Origin of the sequence: Xanthobacter oligotrophicus, from assembly GCF_008364685.1 — a bacterium.
GTDB lineage: Bacteria > Pseudomonadota > Alphaproteobacteria > Rhizobiales > Xanthobacteraceae > Xanthobacter > Xanthobacter oligotrophicus.
In genome coordinates, this window is sequence record NZ_VTTL01000002.1 from 268,874 (window position 1) to 285,441 (window position 16,568).

Here is a 16,568-nt window from a genome sequence, read left to right on the forward strand (position 1 = left end):
CGGCATGGGTATGGTCTGCGGATGGATCCGATCTCCTCGACCGAGGCGCTGGCAGCGGCCTGCGAACGCCTCGCCCGCCACCCTTTCGTCACCGTCGATACGGAATTCCTAAGGGAAACCACGTTCTGGCCGAAGCTCTGCGTGGTGCAGGTCGCTTCGCCGGAAGAGGCCGTGCTCATCGACGCGCTGGCGGACGGGCTCGACCTCGCCCCCTTCTACCGACTCATGGCCAATGAGCGGGTCATGAAGGTGTTCCACGCCGGACGGCAGGACATCGAGATCATCTGGCACCAGGCCCGACTCATCCCGCACCCGGTGTTCGACACCCAGGTGGCGGCGATGGTGCTGGGCTATGGCGACAGCATCTCCTACGACCAGCTGGTGCAGCGCGTCACGGGCCACGCCCTCGACAAGTCGTCGCGCTTCACCGACTGGTCGCGCCGGCCGCTAAGCCAGGCGCAGATCGTCTATGCCGTAGCCGACGTCACCCACCTGCGCGACATCTACATCAAGCTGACCACGGACCTGGAGGCGCGCGGCCGGGCGGAGTGGGTGGGCGAGGAGATGCACGTCCTCACCTCCCCCGCCACCTACGAGCAGCACCCGGACAGCGCCTGGGAGCGGCTGAAGTCCCGCGTGCGCAAGCCGCGGGAGCTGGCCGTGCTGGTGGAGGTCGCCGCCTGGCGCGAGCGCGAGGCCCAGACCCGCGACCTGCCCCGCGGCCGCGTGATCAAGGACGAGGTGATCGGCGAGATCGCCGTGCAGCAGCCGCAGACGCCGGAAAAGCTGGCCGAGCTGCGCTCCCTGCCCAAGGGCTTCGAGCGCTCGCGCTACGGCGAGGCGGTGTTGGAGGCGGTGCGTCGGGGCGTCGCCCGCGATCCCAAGACCCTGCCCCGCATCGAGCGCGACAAGCCGCTCCCCAATGGCGCCAGCGCCACGGTGGAACTGCTGAAGGTGCTGCTGCGCATGACGGCGGAGCAGAATGCGGTGGCCGCCAAGGTGATCGCCACCACCGAGGACCTGGAGCGCATCGCGGTCAGCGACGAAGCGGACGTGCAGGCGCTGAAGGGCTGGCGCCGCGAGCTGTTCGGCGAGCGCGCCCTGGCCTTGAAGGCCGGCCGGCTGGCGCTGGCGGTGGACCACGGCCGGGTCATCGCGGTGGAGAAATAACGCCGATGGCCGGTGCGCCATGCGCACCGGCCATCGGAACTCGGTCATGCATACGCCGCGCCGCCTGAAGAACGGAGGCGCCGCCCCCGCCCTTCATCCCCGCTCCTCATCCCGGCCGTGAGAAGCTGAGGATCTCGCGCTTGCCGGCATGGTTGGCCGGGCCGACGATGCCCTCGGTTTCCATGCGCTCCATGAGGCTCGCGGCCTTGTTGTAGCCCACCTGAAGCCGCCGCTGGATGTAGGACGTGGACGCCTTGCGGTCGCGCATGACGATGGCAACGGCCTGATCGTAGAGATCGCCCCCTGCCTCGCCGAGGCTGGAACGGTCGAACACCGCGTCGTCCTCGTCGTCCACCTCGGCATCCTCGTCGAGGATCACGGCGTCCAGATAGTCCGGCCCGCCCTGGGCCTTGAGGAAGGCCACCACCTTCTCCACCTCGCCATCGGACACGAACGGCCCGTGGACGCGGGTGATGCGCCCGCCGCCGGCCATGAACAGCATGTCGCCCTGCCCCAGCAGGGTTTCAGCCCCCATCTCGCCGAGGATGGTGCGGCTGTCGATCTTGCTGGTCACCTGGAACGAGATGCGGGTGGGGAAATTGGCCTTGATGGTGCCGGTGATCACGTCCACCGAGGGGCGCTGCGTCGCCATCACCAGATGGATGCCGGCGGCCCGGGCCATCTGGGCGAGGCGCTGGATGGCGCCCTCGATCTCCTTGCCCGCCACCATCATCAGGTCGGCCATCTCGTCCACGATGACGACGATGTAGGGCAAGGGGGTGAGGTCCATGTCCTGTTCCTCGAACAGGCTTTCCCCCGTCTCCTTGTCGAAGCCCACCTGCACGCTGCGGGTGATGACCTCGCCCTTCTCCGCCGCCTCCTTCACGCGGGCGTTGAAGCCGTCGATGTTGCGCACCGCGAGGCGGCTCATCTTCTTGTAGCGCTCCTCCATCTCCTTCACCGCCCACTTCAGCGCGATGATCGCCTTCTTCGGGTCGGTGACGACGGGGGTGAGCAGGTGCGGGATGCCCTCGTAGACGGAGAGTTCCAGCATCTTGGGGTCGATCATGATGAGCCGGCAGGCATCCGGCGTGTGCCGGTAGAGCAGGCTCAGGATCATGGTGTTGATGGCCACCGACTTGCCGGAGCCGGTGGTGCCGGCCACCAGCAGGTGGGGCATGCGGGCAAGGTCTGCGATCACCGGCACGCCACCGATGGTCTTGCCGAGGCACAGGCCGAGCTTGGGGTGGGTCTCCACGAATTCGTGGCTGGAAAGAAGCTCGCGCAGCCACACGGTCTCGCGCCGCCGGTTGGGCAGCTCAATGCCGATGACGTTGCGCCCCTCCACCACCGCCACGCGGGCCGACACCGCGCTCATGGAGCGGGCGATGTCTGCCGACAGACCGATGACGCGGGACGACTTCACCCCCGGCGCCGGCTCGAACTCGTAAAGGGTGACCACCGGGCCGGGATTGGCGTCGATGATCTCGCCGCGCACGCCGAAATCGCGCAGCACCTGCTGGAGCATGGTGGAGGACTGGTCGAGGAACTCCTCGGACATCTCATAGTCCGGCTCCACCACCGGCGGCTCGCGCAGCAGGTCGAGGGGCGGCAGGTCGTAGAGGTTGGTGTCGTCCGTGACTTCCCCATCGGCGTCGATGGCCGGGGCGGCGAGAACTGGGGCCGGAAGGGTCGCGGGCGACAACTCCTCCGCGCTGGACGCAGGCACCGGCGCTGCGAGGGCAGCCGGCGCGAAGCCGAGCGGCGCCACCGCGCCGAGGAAATGGGCGGTGATGCTCTGCTGGTACGGCCGCCAGAGGGAGGGCCCCGGCTCCGTCAGGATCGGCAGGCCGGAGAGAGCGGAAGAAACGGCGAGGGGTTCGCCGTCGTCACCGGCGTCGGCTGCATCGGCCGCCTCCGCGTCGTCGGCAAGGAGCAGGTCCTCGTCTTCTTCTTGGTCCTCGTCCTCATCCTCGGCTTCGGCGTCGTCCTCGTAAGCGTCTTCGTCGCCTTCAGAGGCGCCTGCCTCTTCGTCTTCGTAAGCGTCAGCGTCCGAGGCCAGGAGCAGTTCGTCGTCCTCGGCGTCGGAGGCAACCTCTTCATCGGCCTCCTCGTCTTCAGCCTCGGGCTCCCCGGCCTCCGCCTCGGCGATGAGGTCGGTAGCGTCGATCATTTCGTCTTCGACACGTTCGCCCTCGGCGTCCGAATCAGCGTCCGTCTCACCCTCCACCGGCGCGTCGGAGATGGCCGCATCTTCGATTGAAACAGCATCCAGCGGCTGGGCCTGATCCTCGCGGTCGGAGGGAGCGAGATCCTGCTCGTCGGCATGGGCGGGGGGCACGGCGGCGCGGCCGAGGACCAGAAGACGCGACAGAGCCTCGAAATGGGGCGGCAGATCCTCGTCCGGCTCCGGGACCGCGACCTCGGGCTCCGCGCCCTCAACGGACGCGTCGGACAGGTCGTCCATGAACGCAATCTGCGCCTCGACCGCCTCCTGCACTGCGAGAGCCTCCTGAACAGCAAAGGCTGCTTGCGCCGCGTGCTCCTGCTCGAAAGCCACGGGCGCATCAGCGCTCCAAGCCTCGGCCGCATCCAGGGAAAGGGCCAGCCCGTCGTCCACGAGCCCTTCGGCCTCCACGGGCTCAACCGCGAGGGCTGCGACCTCGTCGGCAGCCTCGGCCGTCGCTTCGGCCACCACATCCGCAGGCGGATCGATGGCGGCGATCACCGCCACCTCCGGTACGACCGCCGCGTCATCGGCGGGGTCGTGCACGAAACGCCAGCTGCGGCTCGAAATCTCGGGCACCGGGGCGGTCTGTGCCTCACTCAGCGCCAGGACATGGTCCTCGATGCCCGGCAGAACCAACGGCTCATGCAGGGCCTCAGCCTCGCGCGGACGCAGGAAATGGTCCGGCGTGCGGGTGAAGCGGGTGTTGGCGTCGAGGGTGAAGGGCCGCAGCCAGCTCGGAATCAGCTCCAGGTCGATCCAGCTGTGGGTGAGCGGGGCGGGGGGAACCTCAACCGGCGCCCGATACTCCGGCGCGAAGGCGCCGAGGGACGGCGTAACGCTGCGGCCGGCCGCATAGTCCGCCGGCGGCGCATAGTCCGCTTCCGCGTCATAGGCAGGATATCCAAAGGATCTGGGAGGACGGTTGAAAGAAGACATGCTGATCCGTAGCCCGCAGCACCGGCGCCGTTCCCCAAGGCTTAGAGCCCCCGCGTTAAGGGGAGGTTTGCACCCCCGGATCAGAGGTTATTCAATACCGCCGCCTGTGGATGACAAAGAGGGCCGTGCGCCGGTGGTACACACATGGGGATGAGCGGAACGCCCACGTGTCTGGACTGCCGGGCACGAGGGCGTTCAGTGCTCAGAATTGTGCGGGTATGAGCTCAGGCGCGACGGCCTGTCGCAGATCACCTAAGCGTCACGCGCTGCGGCGCCTCACAGGGCGTCGCGCAGGCCCTTCACGAAGCTCGACAGGCCTGTCAGGCGCCGCCGCTTCAGCCGCTCCGCCTGCAGGATGGCGGTGAGCTTGACGAGGCTGTCGTCCACCTCGTGGTTGATGATGATGTAGTCGTATTCGGTGTAGTGGCTGATCTCGTCGGAGGCCTTGGCCATGCGCTGGTGCACCACCTCTTCCGAATCCTGCGCCCGGGAGCGCAGGCGCTGTTCGAGGTCGGCAGCGGTGGGCGGCAGCAGGAAGACCTTCACCAGGTCCTGCTGGGCTGTCTCGCCCAGTTGCTGGGTGCCCTGCCAGTCGATGTCGAACAGCACGTCCCGCCCGGCGGACAGGGCCAGCTCCACGGCCGGACGCGGCGTGCCGTAGAGATTGTCGAACACCACCGCGTGTTCCAGCAGTTCGCCTTCATCCCGCATGCGGTGGAAGGTGGGCACGTCCACGAAATAATAGTCCTTGCCGTCCACCTCGCCCGGCCGGGGCGGGCGCGTGGTGACGGACACGGACATGGTGATTCGATCGTCGCTCGCCAGCAGCTTGCGCGACAGGGTGGTCTTGCCCGCCCCCGAGGGCGAGGACAGCACCAGCATCAGCCCGCGCCGCGCGAGTATACCCGCGCCCGGCTTCCAGCCCGGCAGCGCGAAGTGCGACGACACGGAGGAAGAGGCGGATTGCGGCATGGGTTCGGGCTTCACTCGAGGTTCTGGATCTGCTCGCGGAACTGGTCCACCAGCAGCTTCAGGTCAAGCCCGATCTGCGTCAGCGCCACGGAATTGGACTTGGAGCACAGGGTGTTCGCCTCGCGGTTGAACTCCTGGGCGAGGAAATCGAGCCGCCGCCCCGCCGGACCGCCGGTGTGCAGCAGATCGCGCGCGGCGGCGATATGGGCGCTGAGCCGGTCCAGCTCCTCACGCACGTCCGCCTTGGTGACGGCAAGCACCGCCTCCTGGTGCAGGCGGTCGGGATCGAGGGTGGCGGCCTCCATCAGCACCCGCACCTGCTCGGCGATGCGGGCCTTGATGGCCTCGACGCCGCGTTCCGGCAGGCGTTCGGCCCGCACCAGCAGGGCGGCGATGGCATCGAGCCGCTCGGAGAGGATGGCATTGAGCGCCTCGCCCTCGCGGGCGCGCATGGTGCCGAGCTCCGCGAGCGCCCGGTCGAAGGCCGAGAGCATGGCGGACATGAGCGCGCGGCGCTCCTCCTCGCCCTCGTCGGCCTCGGCGATCTCCACCATGCCCTTGACCGCCACAAGGGCGTCGAGGGTGGGTGCCGGCGCACCCAGGCGGCGGGCGCTTTCGGACACGGTCCGATACAGCGCCTCCAGCGCCCCCTGGTTGACCCGAACGGTGCTGGTCTCCCCCTCTCGGGTGGCGGCGAGGGTGGCGGAGACCGAGCCGCGGGTCAGCACCTGGCCAGTGCGGGTGCGCACATCCGCCTCCAGCATTTCGAAGCCCGGCGGCAGGCGCAGCCGCAGGTCCAGGCCCTTGCCGTTGACCGCGCGCACCTCCCAGCCGAACCGCCACGGCCCGTGGGAGCCGGCGACGCGGGCAAAGCCGGTCATGCTGGCGAGGGGGGCCCGGGCCGAAGCCGGAATGCGGTTGGTGGTCACGGCGGCACGCTTCATGTTCGATCCTGCGGCGACGCCGCGCTCAAGGGGTAAAAGCCGTTTCGGCAGACGGGCCACCGGTCCTGCGTCCTGAAACCGCTTAACACAATAACCTGAGGCCGGGGCAATGTGATCCGACCTCAGGCCCGCCTTGAAGACATATCCGACCACAATCGCCATGCGATCGGATCAGAGCATACCTAGAGCGCGATCCGATCAGATTGAACCAATCTGATCGGTGAATCGCCCTCTAACTTAATGATAGAGAACGCGTTATCCGATCGGCTTGCGACGCAAGCTGATCGGCGCGTGCTCTAGTTGCCGGTGTTCGGCGCCGCAGCGGGGGCCGGCGTACCGGCGGCAGGAGCGGCCGGGGCGTTGCCCTGCTCGATGGCGCGCCAGCGGGCGACATTCTTGTTGTGGTCGGCCAGCGTCTCGGCGAAGGCGTGGCCGCCCGTACCGTCCGCGACGAAGAACAGGTCCTTCGTCCGCGGCGGATTGGCCACCGCCGCCAGCGCGTCGCGCCCCGGATTGCAGATGGGGCCGGGCGGCAGGCCGTCGATGGCGTAGGTATTGTATGCCGTCGCGGTGGCGATGTCGGTGCGGCTGATGGGCCGCCCCAGCGCGCCGCGCCCGCCGACGATGCCGTAGATGATGGTCGGATCCGACTGGAGCCGCATCTTCTTGTTGATCCGGTTGACGAAGACCGCGGCCACCTTGGGCCGCTCGGCGGCAAGCCCGGTCTCCTTCTCCACGATGGAGGCGAGGGTCACCAGCTCCTGCGGGCTCTTGACCGGAACATCGGGCGCGCGTTTGGCCCAGAGGGTGGCCAAGAGTTTGCGCTGCTCCTCGGCCATCTTCTTCAGCACCTCCTCGCGGGTCTGGCCGCGGGTGATCTGGTAGGTCTCGGGCAGCAGTGTCCCCTCGGCCGGCACTGCGGGGGTGCCGGTGAGCAGCTCATTGTCCATCAGGCGCTTGACCACCTGCTGGCTGGTGAGGCCCTCGGGGATGGTGATCTGGTGCACCACCATCTTGCCGGAGGCCAGCGTGTCGATGACGCTCGCCAGCGACTGGCCCGGCTTGAAGACGAACTCGCCGGCCTTGAAGCTGGCATCGGGCCGGGCAATGCGCTGGCCGGCCAGGAACAGCAGGGCGTTGCTGATCACGCCCTCGCGCTCGAGGATGTCGCCCATGTCGCGCACGCCGGACCCGCGCGGGATGTTCACCACCTTTTCGGTGGCGAGGGGGCCGGGGGCATAGAAGGCGCGCTCGGCGTACCAGGCCCCGATGCCGCCGCCGACCGCGAGGAACAGCAGGAAGGTGAAGAGGCCGCTGAGAACGGTCACCGCCGGATGCCGCGCCGCGCGCGACGGGCGCGGCGGCTTGGCCTGCCGGGCACCGCGGCCGGATCGCACGGACGCCTTCGGCGCGGGTTTGGGCGCGGCAGGTTTGGCGCTCGCGGACGGGGGCGTGGCGGACCCTGCGGCGGGGGCGGCGGCCGCGTCAGGACCGCCGGCCGGGGGCACTGGTGACCCTACGGGTCCGGCAACGTCCGGTGCTCCGGCCTTTGGTGATCCGTCGTTGGATTCGGCCATCCAAGGGCTCCCCTGTCGTCGGCGAAGGCGCGCGGTCAAACGTTCGGGCCGGAACGCCGCCGCATGGGAGGCTTGCTAAAGGCACATTCGGGCGCAACGGCGGCATGGTGCCGTACGTCTTCCGGTCCGTCGGCCGGGCCACGGCCCTGGAAGGGGCCGGCCGGGGCAAGGCCCCGGCCGGCGCAGCATCAGGCGTCGAAGCGCTGGAAGATGAGGGATGCGTTGGTCCCGCCGAACCCGAAGGAATTGGAGAGCACGGCGTCGATCTTGCGCGGCTTCGCTTTGAGCGGCACCAGATCGATGGGGGTCTCCACCGACGGATTGTCGAGATTGAGCGTCGCCGGGGCGATCTGGTCGCGGATGGCGAGGACGGAGAAGATCGCCTCCACCGCGCCCGCGGCCCCGAGCAGGTGGCCGATGGACGACTTGGTGGACGACATGGAGGTGGTCGCCGCGGCATTGCCGAGCAGCCGCTCCACCGCCTTCAGCTCGATCTCGTCGGCCATGGTCGAGGTGCCATGGGCGTTGATGTAGTCGATGTCGCCCGCCGTCAGGCCCGCCCGCTTCAGCGCCGCCTGCATGCAGCGGAAGGCGCCGTCGCCGTCCGGCGAAGGGGCGGTGATGTGGAAGGCGTCACCCGACAGGCCGTAGCCCACCAGCTCGGCATAGATGTGCGCGCCGCGCGCCTTGGCGTGCTCGAGCTCCTCGAGCACCACCACGCCGGCGCCCTCGCCCATCACGAAGCCATCGCGGTCCTTGTCGTAGGGGCGCGAGGCGCGGGTGGGATCGTCATTGAAGGCGGTGCAGAGCGCCTTGCAGGCGGCAAAACCGGCCAGCGCCAGGCGGTTGACGGTCGATTCGGTGCCGCCAGCCACCATCACGTCCGCATCACCCAGGGCGATGAGCCGCCCGGCATCGCCGATGGCATGGGCGCCGGTGGAGCAGGCCGTGACCACAGCGTGGTTCGGCCCCTTCAGCCCGTGGGTGATGGAGACGTAGCCGCCGGCCAGATTGATGAGACGGCCGGGAATGAAGAAGGGCGATATGCGCCGCGGCCCGCGCTCCTTGAGCAGCAGGGCCGATTCGGCGATGCCCTCGATGCCGCCGATGCCGGAGCCGATCAGCACGCCGGTGTTGATCTGGTCCTCGTAGGAGGACGGGTGCCAGCCGGCGTCGTCCAGCGCCTGGGTCGCGGCAGCCATGGCGTAGACGATGAACTCGTCCACCTTGCGCTGCTCTTTCGGCTCCATCCACTGGTCGGGATTGAAGGTCCCGTCGGAACCATCGCCGCGCGGAACATTGGCGGCGATCTTGCAGGCAAGATCGGCCACTTCGAAATGGCTGACCGCCTTCACGCCGCTCTCGCCGGCGATGAGCCGCCGCCAGGTCGGCTCGACGCCGCAGCCGAGCGGCGTCACCATGCCGAGGCCGGTGACGACAACACGTCTCATGGGAAAAACTCCGGCAGGCGGGCCGTTGGCGCGGCTTGCGCGCGACCCGGTGCGACAACGGCCGCGGGCGCCCAGCGCCGCGCGACCGTCGAATGAACAGGCGTGAGAATCAAGCCGCGTTCTTTTCCAGGAACTTGATCGCGTCACCCACGGTCAGGATGGTCTCGGCGGCATCGTCCGGGATCTCGCAGTTGAAAGCCTCCTCGAAGGCCATCACGAGTTCCACGGTGTCGAGGCTGTCGGCGCCGAGATCGTCGATGAAGGAGGCGCTCTCCGTGACCTTCTCGGGTTCCACCCCCAGATGCTCCGCGACAATCTTCTTCACCCGCTCGGCGATGTCACTCATAGATGCAACCCTCGTTGTTCGGATAATCCCGTTGCCGTTCGGCGGCTGGTGGAGGGCATAATGCCTTTTTTCCGCCGTGCCCAGCCCCCTCCGCCGCAAGGAACATTCCTCGCAGGCAGCGCGTGGATTGGAGCGGACAGCTCCCACCGCCGCTCTCGGATGTTTAGACACCTTTGAAGGCGCCCTTTTCCGGTCCGGCAATGCGGCTCGTTAGCACACTCCCCGCAGCAAGGCCAGCCAAGCTCCGCAAAGGCCGGCACGGTAATAGCGCACGTTACGGCGATGCGTGTCGGCGATGCGCTTCTTGCGCCGACGGTGTGCGCCGGCTACTCACCCTCCATGCCCGGGAGCAAGGACCGATCGGAACGCCTCGCCGCCGCCCTGCGTGCGAACCTGTCGCGGCGCAAAGCCCAATCGCGCGCGCGGCGCTCGGGTGAAGTCGAAAATGCCCCCGCGCGCGCTGCGGGCAACCTTCCCGAGTCCGCCCCCCTCGCCAGCTCCGAGCCAGGCCAAAGCCCCCTCCCCGCCGCCGAAATGCCCCTGGACGGCGCGAATAGCGGTGAAAACCCTGCGCGCGGTGGTAGCACGGCGCTGGCGACGGGTGCCGCCAAGATTGTGCCGGACGGCGAGCCGGGCTAGAGCTTTTCACTTAAATTCCGCGGTCGGCCGGCTTGGGGGGGCCAGCCGGTAGGAGGCACAGGTAGCGCATGGACAAGATTCGCATCGTCGGCGGAAACGAGCTCAAGGGCACCATTCCCATTTCCGGTGCGAAGAACGCAGCCCTGCCGCTGATGATCGCCAGCCTCCTGACCGAGGAGAAGCTGATTCTCGAGAACGTGCCGCGCCTCGCGGACGTGGCGCTGCTCCAGCGCATCCTCGGTAATCACGGCGTGGACATCACCACCAACGGCAAGCGCAACGGCGACGATCCCTATGCCGGCCAGACGCTGGAGATCGACGCGCGGGTGATCGTGGACACCACCGCGCCCTATGATCTCGTCTCGCGCATGCGCGCTTCGTTCTGGGTGCTGGGGCCCCTGCTGGCCCGCATCGGCGTGGCCAAGGTGTCGCTGCCCGGCGGCTGCGCCATCGGCACCCGGCCGGTGGATTTCCATCTCGACGCCCTGCGCGCCCTCGGCGCCGAGATCGAGATCGACGCCGGCTATGTGGTGGCCAAGGCGCCCCACGGGCTCAAGGGCGCGCGCATCGTGTTCCCCAAGGTGTCGGTGGGCGCCACCCACACCGCCCTCATGGCCGCCGCCCTCGCCCGCGGCGACAGCATCATCGAGAATGCCGCCCGCGAGCCGGAGGTGGTGGATCTCGCCGACTGCCTCATCAAGATGGGCGCCCGCATTACCGGCGCCGGCAGTTCCACCATCCATGTGGAGGGCGTGGCACGCCTCAAGGCCGCCCGCCACGCCGTGCTGCCCGACCGCATCGAGACCGGCACCTACGCCATGGCCACCGCCATGACCGGCGGCGACGTGATGCTCGCCGGCGCCCGGCCCGACCTGCTGGAAAGCGCGCTTGATGCCTTGCGCCAGGCCGGCGCCGAGATCGACGCCACCAACGAGGGCATCCGGGTGCGCCGCAACGGCGCCGGCATCCTGCCGGTGGAGGTGACCACCGCCCCCTACCCCGGCTTCCCCACCGATCTCCAGGCCCAGTTCATGGCGCTCATGACCAAGGCCAAGGGCAATTCCCGCATCACCGAGACCATTTTCGAGAACCGCTTCATGCATGTGCAGGAGCTGGCCCGGCTCGGCGCCCGCATCCACCTCGATGGCGACACCGCCGTGGTGGAGGGGGTGGAGCGCCTGACCGGCGCGCCGGTGATGGCCACCGACCTTCGGGCCTCGGTCTCCCTGGTCATTGCCGGCCTTGCGGCGGAGGGCGAAACCATGGTCCAGCGCGTCTACCATCTCGACCGCGGCTTCGAGAAGCTGGAAGAGAAGCTGTCGCGGTGCGGCGCGCAGATCGAGCGCATCAGCGGCTGACCCGGGGCGTGGACAGCCCCGAACTTCAAGACAGGGAACGCGATATCCGGCCGGCTTGCGATCCAGGCGGCCGGCGCATCCTCCCGGCGGCGCGGAGGCCGAGGTGAGCCTGCCGAATATCATCACCCTCATGCGCATCCTGCTGGTGCCGGCCGTGGTCTGGTCGATCGCCTCCAGCGAGTATGCGCTGGCGTTCTGGCTGTTCCTGGCGGCCGGCATCTCCGATGCGCTCGACGGCTTCATCGCCAAGCGCTTCCATATGCAGACGGAGCTCGGCTCCTATCTCGATCCGGTGGCCGACAAGGCCCTGCTCATCTCCATCTACGTGGCGCTGGCGGTCTGCGGCCTGATCCCGCGCTGGGTGGCCATCGCCGTGGTGTCGCGGGACGTGATGATCATCGGGGCGGTGGTCCTGTCCCTCGTCATGGCCAAGCCGGTGGCGATCAGCCCGCTGCTCGTCTCCAAGGTGAATACGGCGGTCCAGATCGTGTTCGCGGCCTTCGTGCTGGGCGCATCCGGCTTCGGCCTGGAGCTGCCCGGGCTGTTCCAGGTGGGGCTTGTGATGGTCGGGCTCTTGACGGGCCTTTCCGCCGCTGCCTATCTCGCCGCATGGACGCGCCACGTTGCGAACTGACGCACAGTCAGTTGAAGATGGCGCACCGGCGAATGGTGCGCTCACGAACGGCGAGCTGATGGATCGTGAGTTGATCGGCGAACGCGACCCGCGAAACACCGCAGCAGCCGTCAGCCCGGCGCACGGCGGCAGGGTTCGCGCGCCCGGCGTGCAAGACGATCCTGCGCCAAACCGCCCTACGCCGGAACGCCGCCCCCCCGACATGGCGCCTGAGGAAAGCACGCTGCCGGTCCGGTTCCAGATGCGCTTCTGGGTGACGGCCCTCATCCTCACCGCCATCGCCCTGTGGCTGCTGAGCGGCATCCTGCTGCCGTTCGTGGCGGGCATCGTGCTGGCCTATTTCCTCAATCCCGTGGTGGCGCGGCTGGAGCGCATCGGCGTCGCCCGCACCCTTTCCGCCCTGGTGGTGGTGGGGATCATGCTGCTGCTGGTGGTGCTGTTCTTCCTGCTCGCCCTGCCGCTGCTGTCCTCGCAGATGTTCGAGTTCATCCAGCGCCTGCCCGCCTACGTGGCGCGGCTGCAGGGCCTTTTGACCGAGGAAAACCGCGAGTGGCTGAGCGGTATCGTCGGCGACCGCCTGCCGGATATGCAGCGCTCGATCTCCGATCTCATGACGCAGGGCGTCAGCCACCTGGTGGGCCTGCTCTCCTCCGTGTGGTCCGGGGGGCAGGCGCTGATCTCGCTGTTCGCGCTGCTGGTGGTGACGCCGGTGGTCGTGTTCTACATCCTGTGCGACTGGAACAACATGGTCGCCTTCGTGGACCGGCTGGTGCCGCTGCCCCATCGCACGGAAGTGCGGGGCCTTGCCTGCGCCATGGACATGGCGGTGGCGGGCTTCGTGCGCGGGCAGGCCATGGTGTGCCTGCTGCTCGGCACCTTCTATGCGGTGACGCTGACCATGGCGGGGCTGAATTTCGGCCTGCTCATCGGCATCGTCTCCGGCGTCATTACCTTTATTCCCTATGTGGGCTCGCTCACCGGCTTCGTGCTGGCCATGGGCGTGGCAATCGTCCAGTTCTTTCCCGACTGGGGCATGATCGGCACGGTGCTGGCCATCTTCGTCACCGGCCAGACCATCGAGGGCTACGTGCTCTCGCCCAAGCTGGTGGGCGACAGCATCGGGGTGCATCCGGTCTGGCTCATGTTCGCCCTGTTCGCCTTCGGCTACCTGTTCGGCTTCGTGGGCCTGCTGCTCGCCGTGCCGCTCACGGCGGTGACAGGCGTGCTGGTGCGCTTCGTGATCGCCCGCTACATGCAGTCGACGCTCTACCAGGGCACCGCCGACGACGCCCTGCCCCCGCCGGGGACACCCTGAGCATGGCAGAGCGCGACGGACGTCCGCGCCAGCTTCCCCTCGACCTGCCGGCCTACCCGGCGCTCCGGCGCGAGGATTTCCTCGCGGCGCCCGGCAACGGGGCTGCCCTCGCCCTCATCGACGCCTTTCCCGAATGGCCGGCCCGGGTGGTGTGCATCGTGGGGCCGGAGGGCGCCGGCAAGAGCCATCTTTCGGCGATCTTCGCCGAGCGCTCCGGCGCGCTGACCCTCAACGCCCGCGCCCTGACGCGCGAAGGCGTGCCCGATGCCCTCGCCACCGGCGCGCTGGTGCTGGAGGACCTGGAGGCCGGCACCTTCAGCGAGGCCGCCCTGTTCCACCTGCTCAACCTCGCCCGCGAGCAGCAGGCCTACCTGCTGATGACGGCGCGCACGCCGCCCTCAACCTTCAGCCTCGCCACCGCCGACCTCGCCTCGCGGCTGCGCGCGTTGCCGGTGTTCGAGATCGCGCCCGCGGACGATGCCCTTTTGGCGGCGGTGCTGGTGAAGCTGTTCGCGGATCGCCAGCTTTCCGTGGATGAAGCCACTGTCCAGTACCTCCTTATGCGCATGCAGCGCACGGTGGCGGGCGCCAAGCGCATCGTGGATGCGCTGGATACGGCCGCCCTCGCCGCCCGACGCCCGGTGACTCGGGCCCTCGCGGCACAAGTGTTGAAGGAACTGGGCGATGACCCATCCTTCCCCGACGTCCACGGGGAAGAAGACTGATACCGCCGAGCGTCATAGAGTAGTCATCCAACGCGGCCATGGTCCGGCCGAAACGCGGGGGACCGAGCATGGGTATGAACGAGGCTGCAGCGCTCGCGGAGGTCGAGGTCCCGGCAGGCGAGATGCCGGCAGGCGCGACGGAAGTGCTGGCGCTGGCGCAATCGCCGCAGCGCTTCATCAACCGCGAGATTTCCTGGCTGCACTTCAACCGGCGCGTGCTGGAGGAGGCGGAGAACCGCAACCACCCCCTGCTGGAGCAGTTGCGCTTCCTCTCCATCTCCGCCAACAACCTCGACGAGTTCTTCATGGTCCGCGTGGCGGGCCTGAAGGAGCAGGTGCGCGAAGGCGTGCAGACGCGCAGCCCCGACGGCCTCACCCCGTCCGAGCAGCTCGCCACCATCCTCGCCAGCGCCGCCCAGCTCATCTCCGACCAGCAGGGCCGCTGGCTGGAGCTGCGGCACGACCTCGCCGGCGTTGGCATCGTGCTGGTGGACGGCGCGGAGGTCACGGCCGACGACCTGGTGGTGCTGGACCGGCACTTCCTCAACCATGTCTTCCCGGTGCTGACCCCGCTCGCCATCGACCCGGCGCACCCCTTCCCGTTCATCCCCAATCTTGGCTTCTCGCTTGCGCTCCAGCTGGTGCGGCAGTCGGACGGGCGGGGCATGAACGCGCTCATCCGCATCCCCGCCAAGGTGGAGCGCTTCATCCGCCTGCCGGATCTTGGCACCGGCGCCCTGCGCTTCATCACCCTGGAGCAGATGATCGGCCTGTTCATCTCCCGCCTCTTCCCCGGCTACGCGGTGAAGGGTCAGGGCGTGTTCCGGGTGGTGCGCGACAGCGACCTTGAAATCGAGGAAGAGGCGGAGGATCTCGTCCGCCTGTTTGAGACCGCGCTGAAACAGCGGCGCTATGGCGAGGTGATCCGCATGGAGGCGGATGCCGCCATGCCGGCGGAACTCCGCAATTTCGTCGCCCGCGAGCTGGGTGTGAACGACGACGAGATCTTCGTGGTGGGCGGCGTGCTCGCCCTGAACGAATTCTCCCAGCTGGTCTCGGTGGACCGGCCGGACCTGAAGTTCCAGGCCTACAACGCCCGATTTCCCGAGCGCATCCGCGACCACGGCGGCGACTGCTTTCTCGCTATTCGCGAGAAGGACATTCTGGTTCACCACCCTTATGAATCCTTTGACGTGGTGGTTCAGTTTCTCCGCCAGGCCGCCCGCGACCCCAACGTCGTCGCCATCAAGCAGACCCTCTACCGCACCTCCTCCGACAGCCCCATCGTGAAGGCGCTGGCCGAGGCGGCGGAGGCCGGCAAGTCGGTGACCGCGCTGGTGGAGCTGAAGGCCCGCTTCGACGAGGAAGCCAACATCCGCTGGGCCCGCGACCTGGAGCGCGCCGGCGTGCAGGTGGTGTTCGGCTTCATCGAGCTGAAGACCCACGGCAAGCTCTCCATGGCGGTGCGGCGCGAGGGCGCACAGCTCTCCACCTACGTGCATGTGGGCACCGGAAACTACCACCCCATTACCGCCCGCATCTATACGGACCTTTCCTTCTTCACCGCCGATCCGGTGATCGCCCAGGACGTGGCCCGCATCTTCAACTTCATCACCGGCTATGCCACCCCCGGCGAGCTGGACGCCATGGCGGTCTCGCCCACGGGCCTGAAGCCGCGGCTGCTCAACCACATCGCCGACGAGATCGAGTTCGCCAAGGCCGGCCGCCCGGCCGCCATCTGGCTGAAGTGCAACTCGCTGGTGGATCCGGAGATCATCGACGCGCTGTACGAGGCCAGCGCCGCCGGCGTGCAGGTGGATTGCATCATCCGCGGCATCTGCTGCCTGCGCCCCGGCATTCCCGGGCTCTCCGAGAACATCCGGGTAAAGTCCATCGTGGGCCGCTTCCTGGAGCACTCGCGCGTGTACTGCTTCGGTGCCGGCCACGGCCTGCCAAGCCCCAATGCGGTGGTCTACATCTCCTCGGCGGACCTGATGCCGCGCAACCTCGACCGCCGGGTCGAGACCCTGTGCCCCATCACCAATCCCACGGTGCACGAGCAGGTGCTCGACCAGATCATGGTCGCAAATCTTATCGACAACCAGCAGAGCTGGCGTGTCTTGCCGGACGGCTCCTCCGAACGCATAGTCCCCGCGCCGGGCGAAGAGCCGTTCAACGCCCATCAATATTTCATGACCAACCCGAGCTTGTCCGGACGTGGAAAGTCTCTCAAAGATTCTTCGCCGCGTAGCCTCTTCGTCCGTCGTTGAC

General features: G+C 68.1%; 12 protein-coding genes. 6 read left to right on the forward strand and 6 right to left on the reverse strand.

All coding sequences use genetic code 11. The annotated features are described in order from the left end of the window. The first annotated feature begins 21 nt into the window (after positions 1-21). Positions 22-1,170, forward strand: a complete 1,149-nt coding sequence (gene rnd / locus FZ033_RS04085; protein ID WP_149574875.1) for a ribonuclease D — start codon at positions 22-24, stop codon at positions 1,168-1,170. Between the two features lie 106 nt (positions 1,171-1,276). Here rnd and FZ033_RS24240 read toward each other — a convergent pair whose 3' ends face one another. The 6 genes from FZ033_RS24240 to FZ033_RS04115 all read right to left on the reverse strand — a co-directional run bounded on the left by FZ033_RS24240 (position 1,277) and on the right by FZ033_RS04115 (position 9,626). Next, complete coding sequence (locus FZ033_RS24240) at positions 1,277-4,336, reverse strand: DNA translocase FtsK (protein ID WP_232847319.1); 3,060 nt, start codon at positions 4,334-4,336, stop codon at positions 1,277-1,279. Between the two features lie 276 nt (positions 4,337-4,612). After that, positions 4,613-5,308, reverse strand: a complete 696-nt coding sequence (gene gmk / locus FZ033_RS04095) for a guanylate kinase (RefSeq protein ID WP_393991770.1) — start codon at positions 5,306-5,308, stop codon at positions 4,613-4,615. Between the two features lie 11 nt (positions 5,309-5,319). Further along, positions 5,320-6,252 (reverse strand): YicC/YloC family endoribonuclease, encoded by a 933-nt coding sequence (locus tag FZ033_RS04100; RefSeq protein WP_149574876.1) that lies wholly within the window; start codon positions 6,250-6,252, stop codon positions 5,320-5,322. A 296-nt stretch (positions 6,253-6,548) separates the two neighbouring features. Continuing rightward, positions 6,549-7,649, reverse strand: coding sequence for an endolytic transglycosylase MltG (gene mltG, locus FZ033_RS04105; protein WP_232847320.1), 1,101 nt, complete (start codon positions 7,647-7,649; stop codon positions 6,549-6,551). Positions 7,650-8,017: 368 nt separating this feature from the next. After that, on the reverse strand, positions 8,018-9,280 hold the full coding sequence (gene fabF, locus FZ033_RS04110) for a beta-ketoacyl-ACP synthase II (protein ID WP_149574878.1): 1,263 nt from the start codon (positions 9,278-9,280) through the stop codon (positions 8,018-8,020). Positions 9,281-9,389: 109 nt separating this feature from the next. Further along, the gene (locus tag FZ033_RS04115; RefSeq protein WP_012115109.1) at positions 9,390-9,626 is read right to left on the reverse strand and encodes an acyl carrier protein; all 237 of its coding nucleotides are present in this window, start codon (positions 9,624-9,626) and stop codon (positions 9,390-9,392) included. Positions 9,627-10,333: 707 nt separating this feature from the next. On the opposite strand from FZ033_RS04115, the gene murA reads away from it, so the two are divergent. The 5 genes from murA (at position 10,334) to FZ033_RS04145 (ending at position 16,567) form a co-directional block, all read left to right on the forward strand. Then, positions 10,334-11,623: a UDP-N-acetylglucosamine 1-carboxyvinyltransferase gene (gene murA / locus FZ033_RS04125; RefSeq protein WP_149574880.1), complete on the forward strand. Its 1,290-nt coding sequence runs from the start codon at positions 10,334-10,336 to the stop codon at positions 11,621-11,623. A 103-nt stretch (positions 11,624-11,726) separates the two neighbouring features. Next, positions 11,727-12,257: a CDP-alcohol phosphatidyltransferase family protein gene (locus FZ033_RS04130; RefSeq protein ID WP_149574881.1), complete on the forward strand. Its 531-nt coding sequence runs from the start codon at positions 11,727-11,729 to the stop codon at positions 12,255-12,257. A 202-nt stretch (positions 12,258-12,459) separates the two neighbouring features. After that, on the forward strand, positions 12,460-13,572 hold the full coding sequence (locus tag FZ033_RS04135; protein ID WP_232847321.1) for an AI-2E family transporter: 1,113 nt from the start codon (positions 12,460-12,462) through the stop codon (positions 13,570-13,572). A gap of 2 nt (positions 13,573-13,574) precedes the next feature. Continuing rightward, positions 13,575-14,297 (forward strand): HdaA/DnaA family protein, encoded by a 723-nt coding sequence (locus FZ033_RS04140; protein WP_149574883.1) that lies wholly within the window; start codon positions 13,575-13,577, stop codon positions 14,295-14,297. Positions 14,298-14,419: 122 nt separating this feature from the next. Next, a complete protein-coding gene (locus FZ033_RS04145) occupies positions 14,420-16,567 on the forward strand; it encodes an RNA degradosome polyphosphate kinase (RefSeq protein ID WP_232847332.1) in 2,148 nt (715 codons plus the stop codon). Position 16,568 lies beyond the last annotated feature (1 nt).

Excerpts from the sequence above, each read along its gene's own strand:
- fabF (WP_149574878.1), bottom strand. The coding sequence starts at position 9,280 with ATGAGACGTGTTGTCGTCACCGGCCTCGGCATGGTGACGCCGCTCGGC.
- gmk (WP_393991770.1), bottom strand. The coding sequence starts at position 5,308 with ATGCCGCAATCCGCCTCTTCCTCCGTGTCGTCGCACTTCGCGCTGCCG.
- FZ033_RS04145 (WP_232847332.1), top strand. The coding sequence starts at position 14,420 with ATGCCGGCAGGCGCGACGGAAGTGCTGGCGCTGGCGCAATCGCCGCAG.
- FZ033_RS04115 (WP_012115109.1), bottom strand. The coding sequence starts at position 9,626 with ATGAGTGACATCGCCGAGCGGGTGAAGAAGATTGTCGCGGAGCATCTG.
- FZ033_RS04140 (WP_149574883.1), top strand. The coding sequence starts at position 13,575 with ATGGCAGAGCGCGACGGACGTCCGCGCCAGCTTCCCCTCGACCTGCCG.
- murA (WP_149574880.1), top strand. The coding sequence starts at position 10,334 with ATGGACAAGATTCGCATCGTCGGCGGAAACGAGCTCAAGGGCACCATT.
- FZ033_RS04135 (WP_232847321.1), top strand. The coding sequence starts at position 12,460 with ATGGCGCCTGAGGAAAGCACGCTGCCGGTCCGGTTCCAGATGCGCTTC.
- FZ033_RS04100 (WP_149574876.1), bottom strand. The coding sequence starts at position 6,252 with ATGAAGCGTGCCGCCGTGACCACCAACCGCATTCCGGCTTCGGCCCGG.
- FZ033_RS24240 (WP_232847319.1), bottom strand. The coding sequence starts at position 4,336 with ATGTCTTCTTTCAACCGTCCTCCCAGATCCTTTGGATATCCTGCCTAT.
- rnd (WP_149574875.1), top strand. The coding sequence starts at position 22 with ATGGATCCGATCTCCTCGACCGAGGCGCTGGCAGCGGCCTGCGAACGC.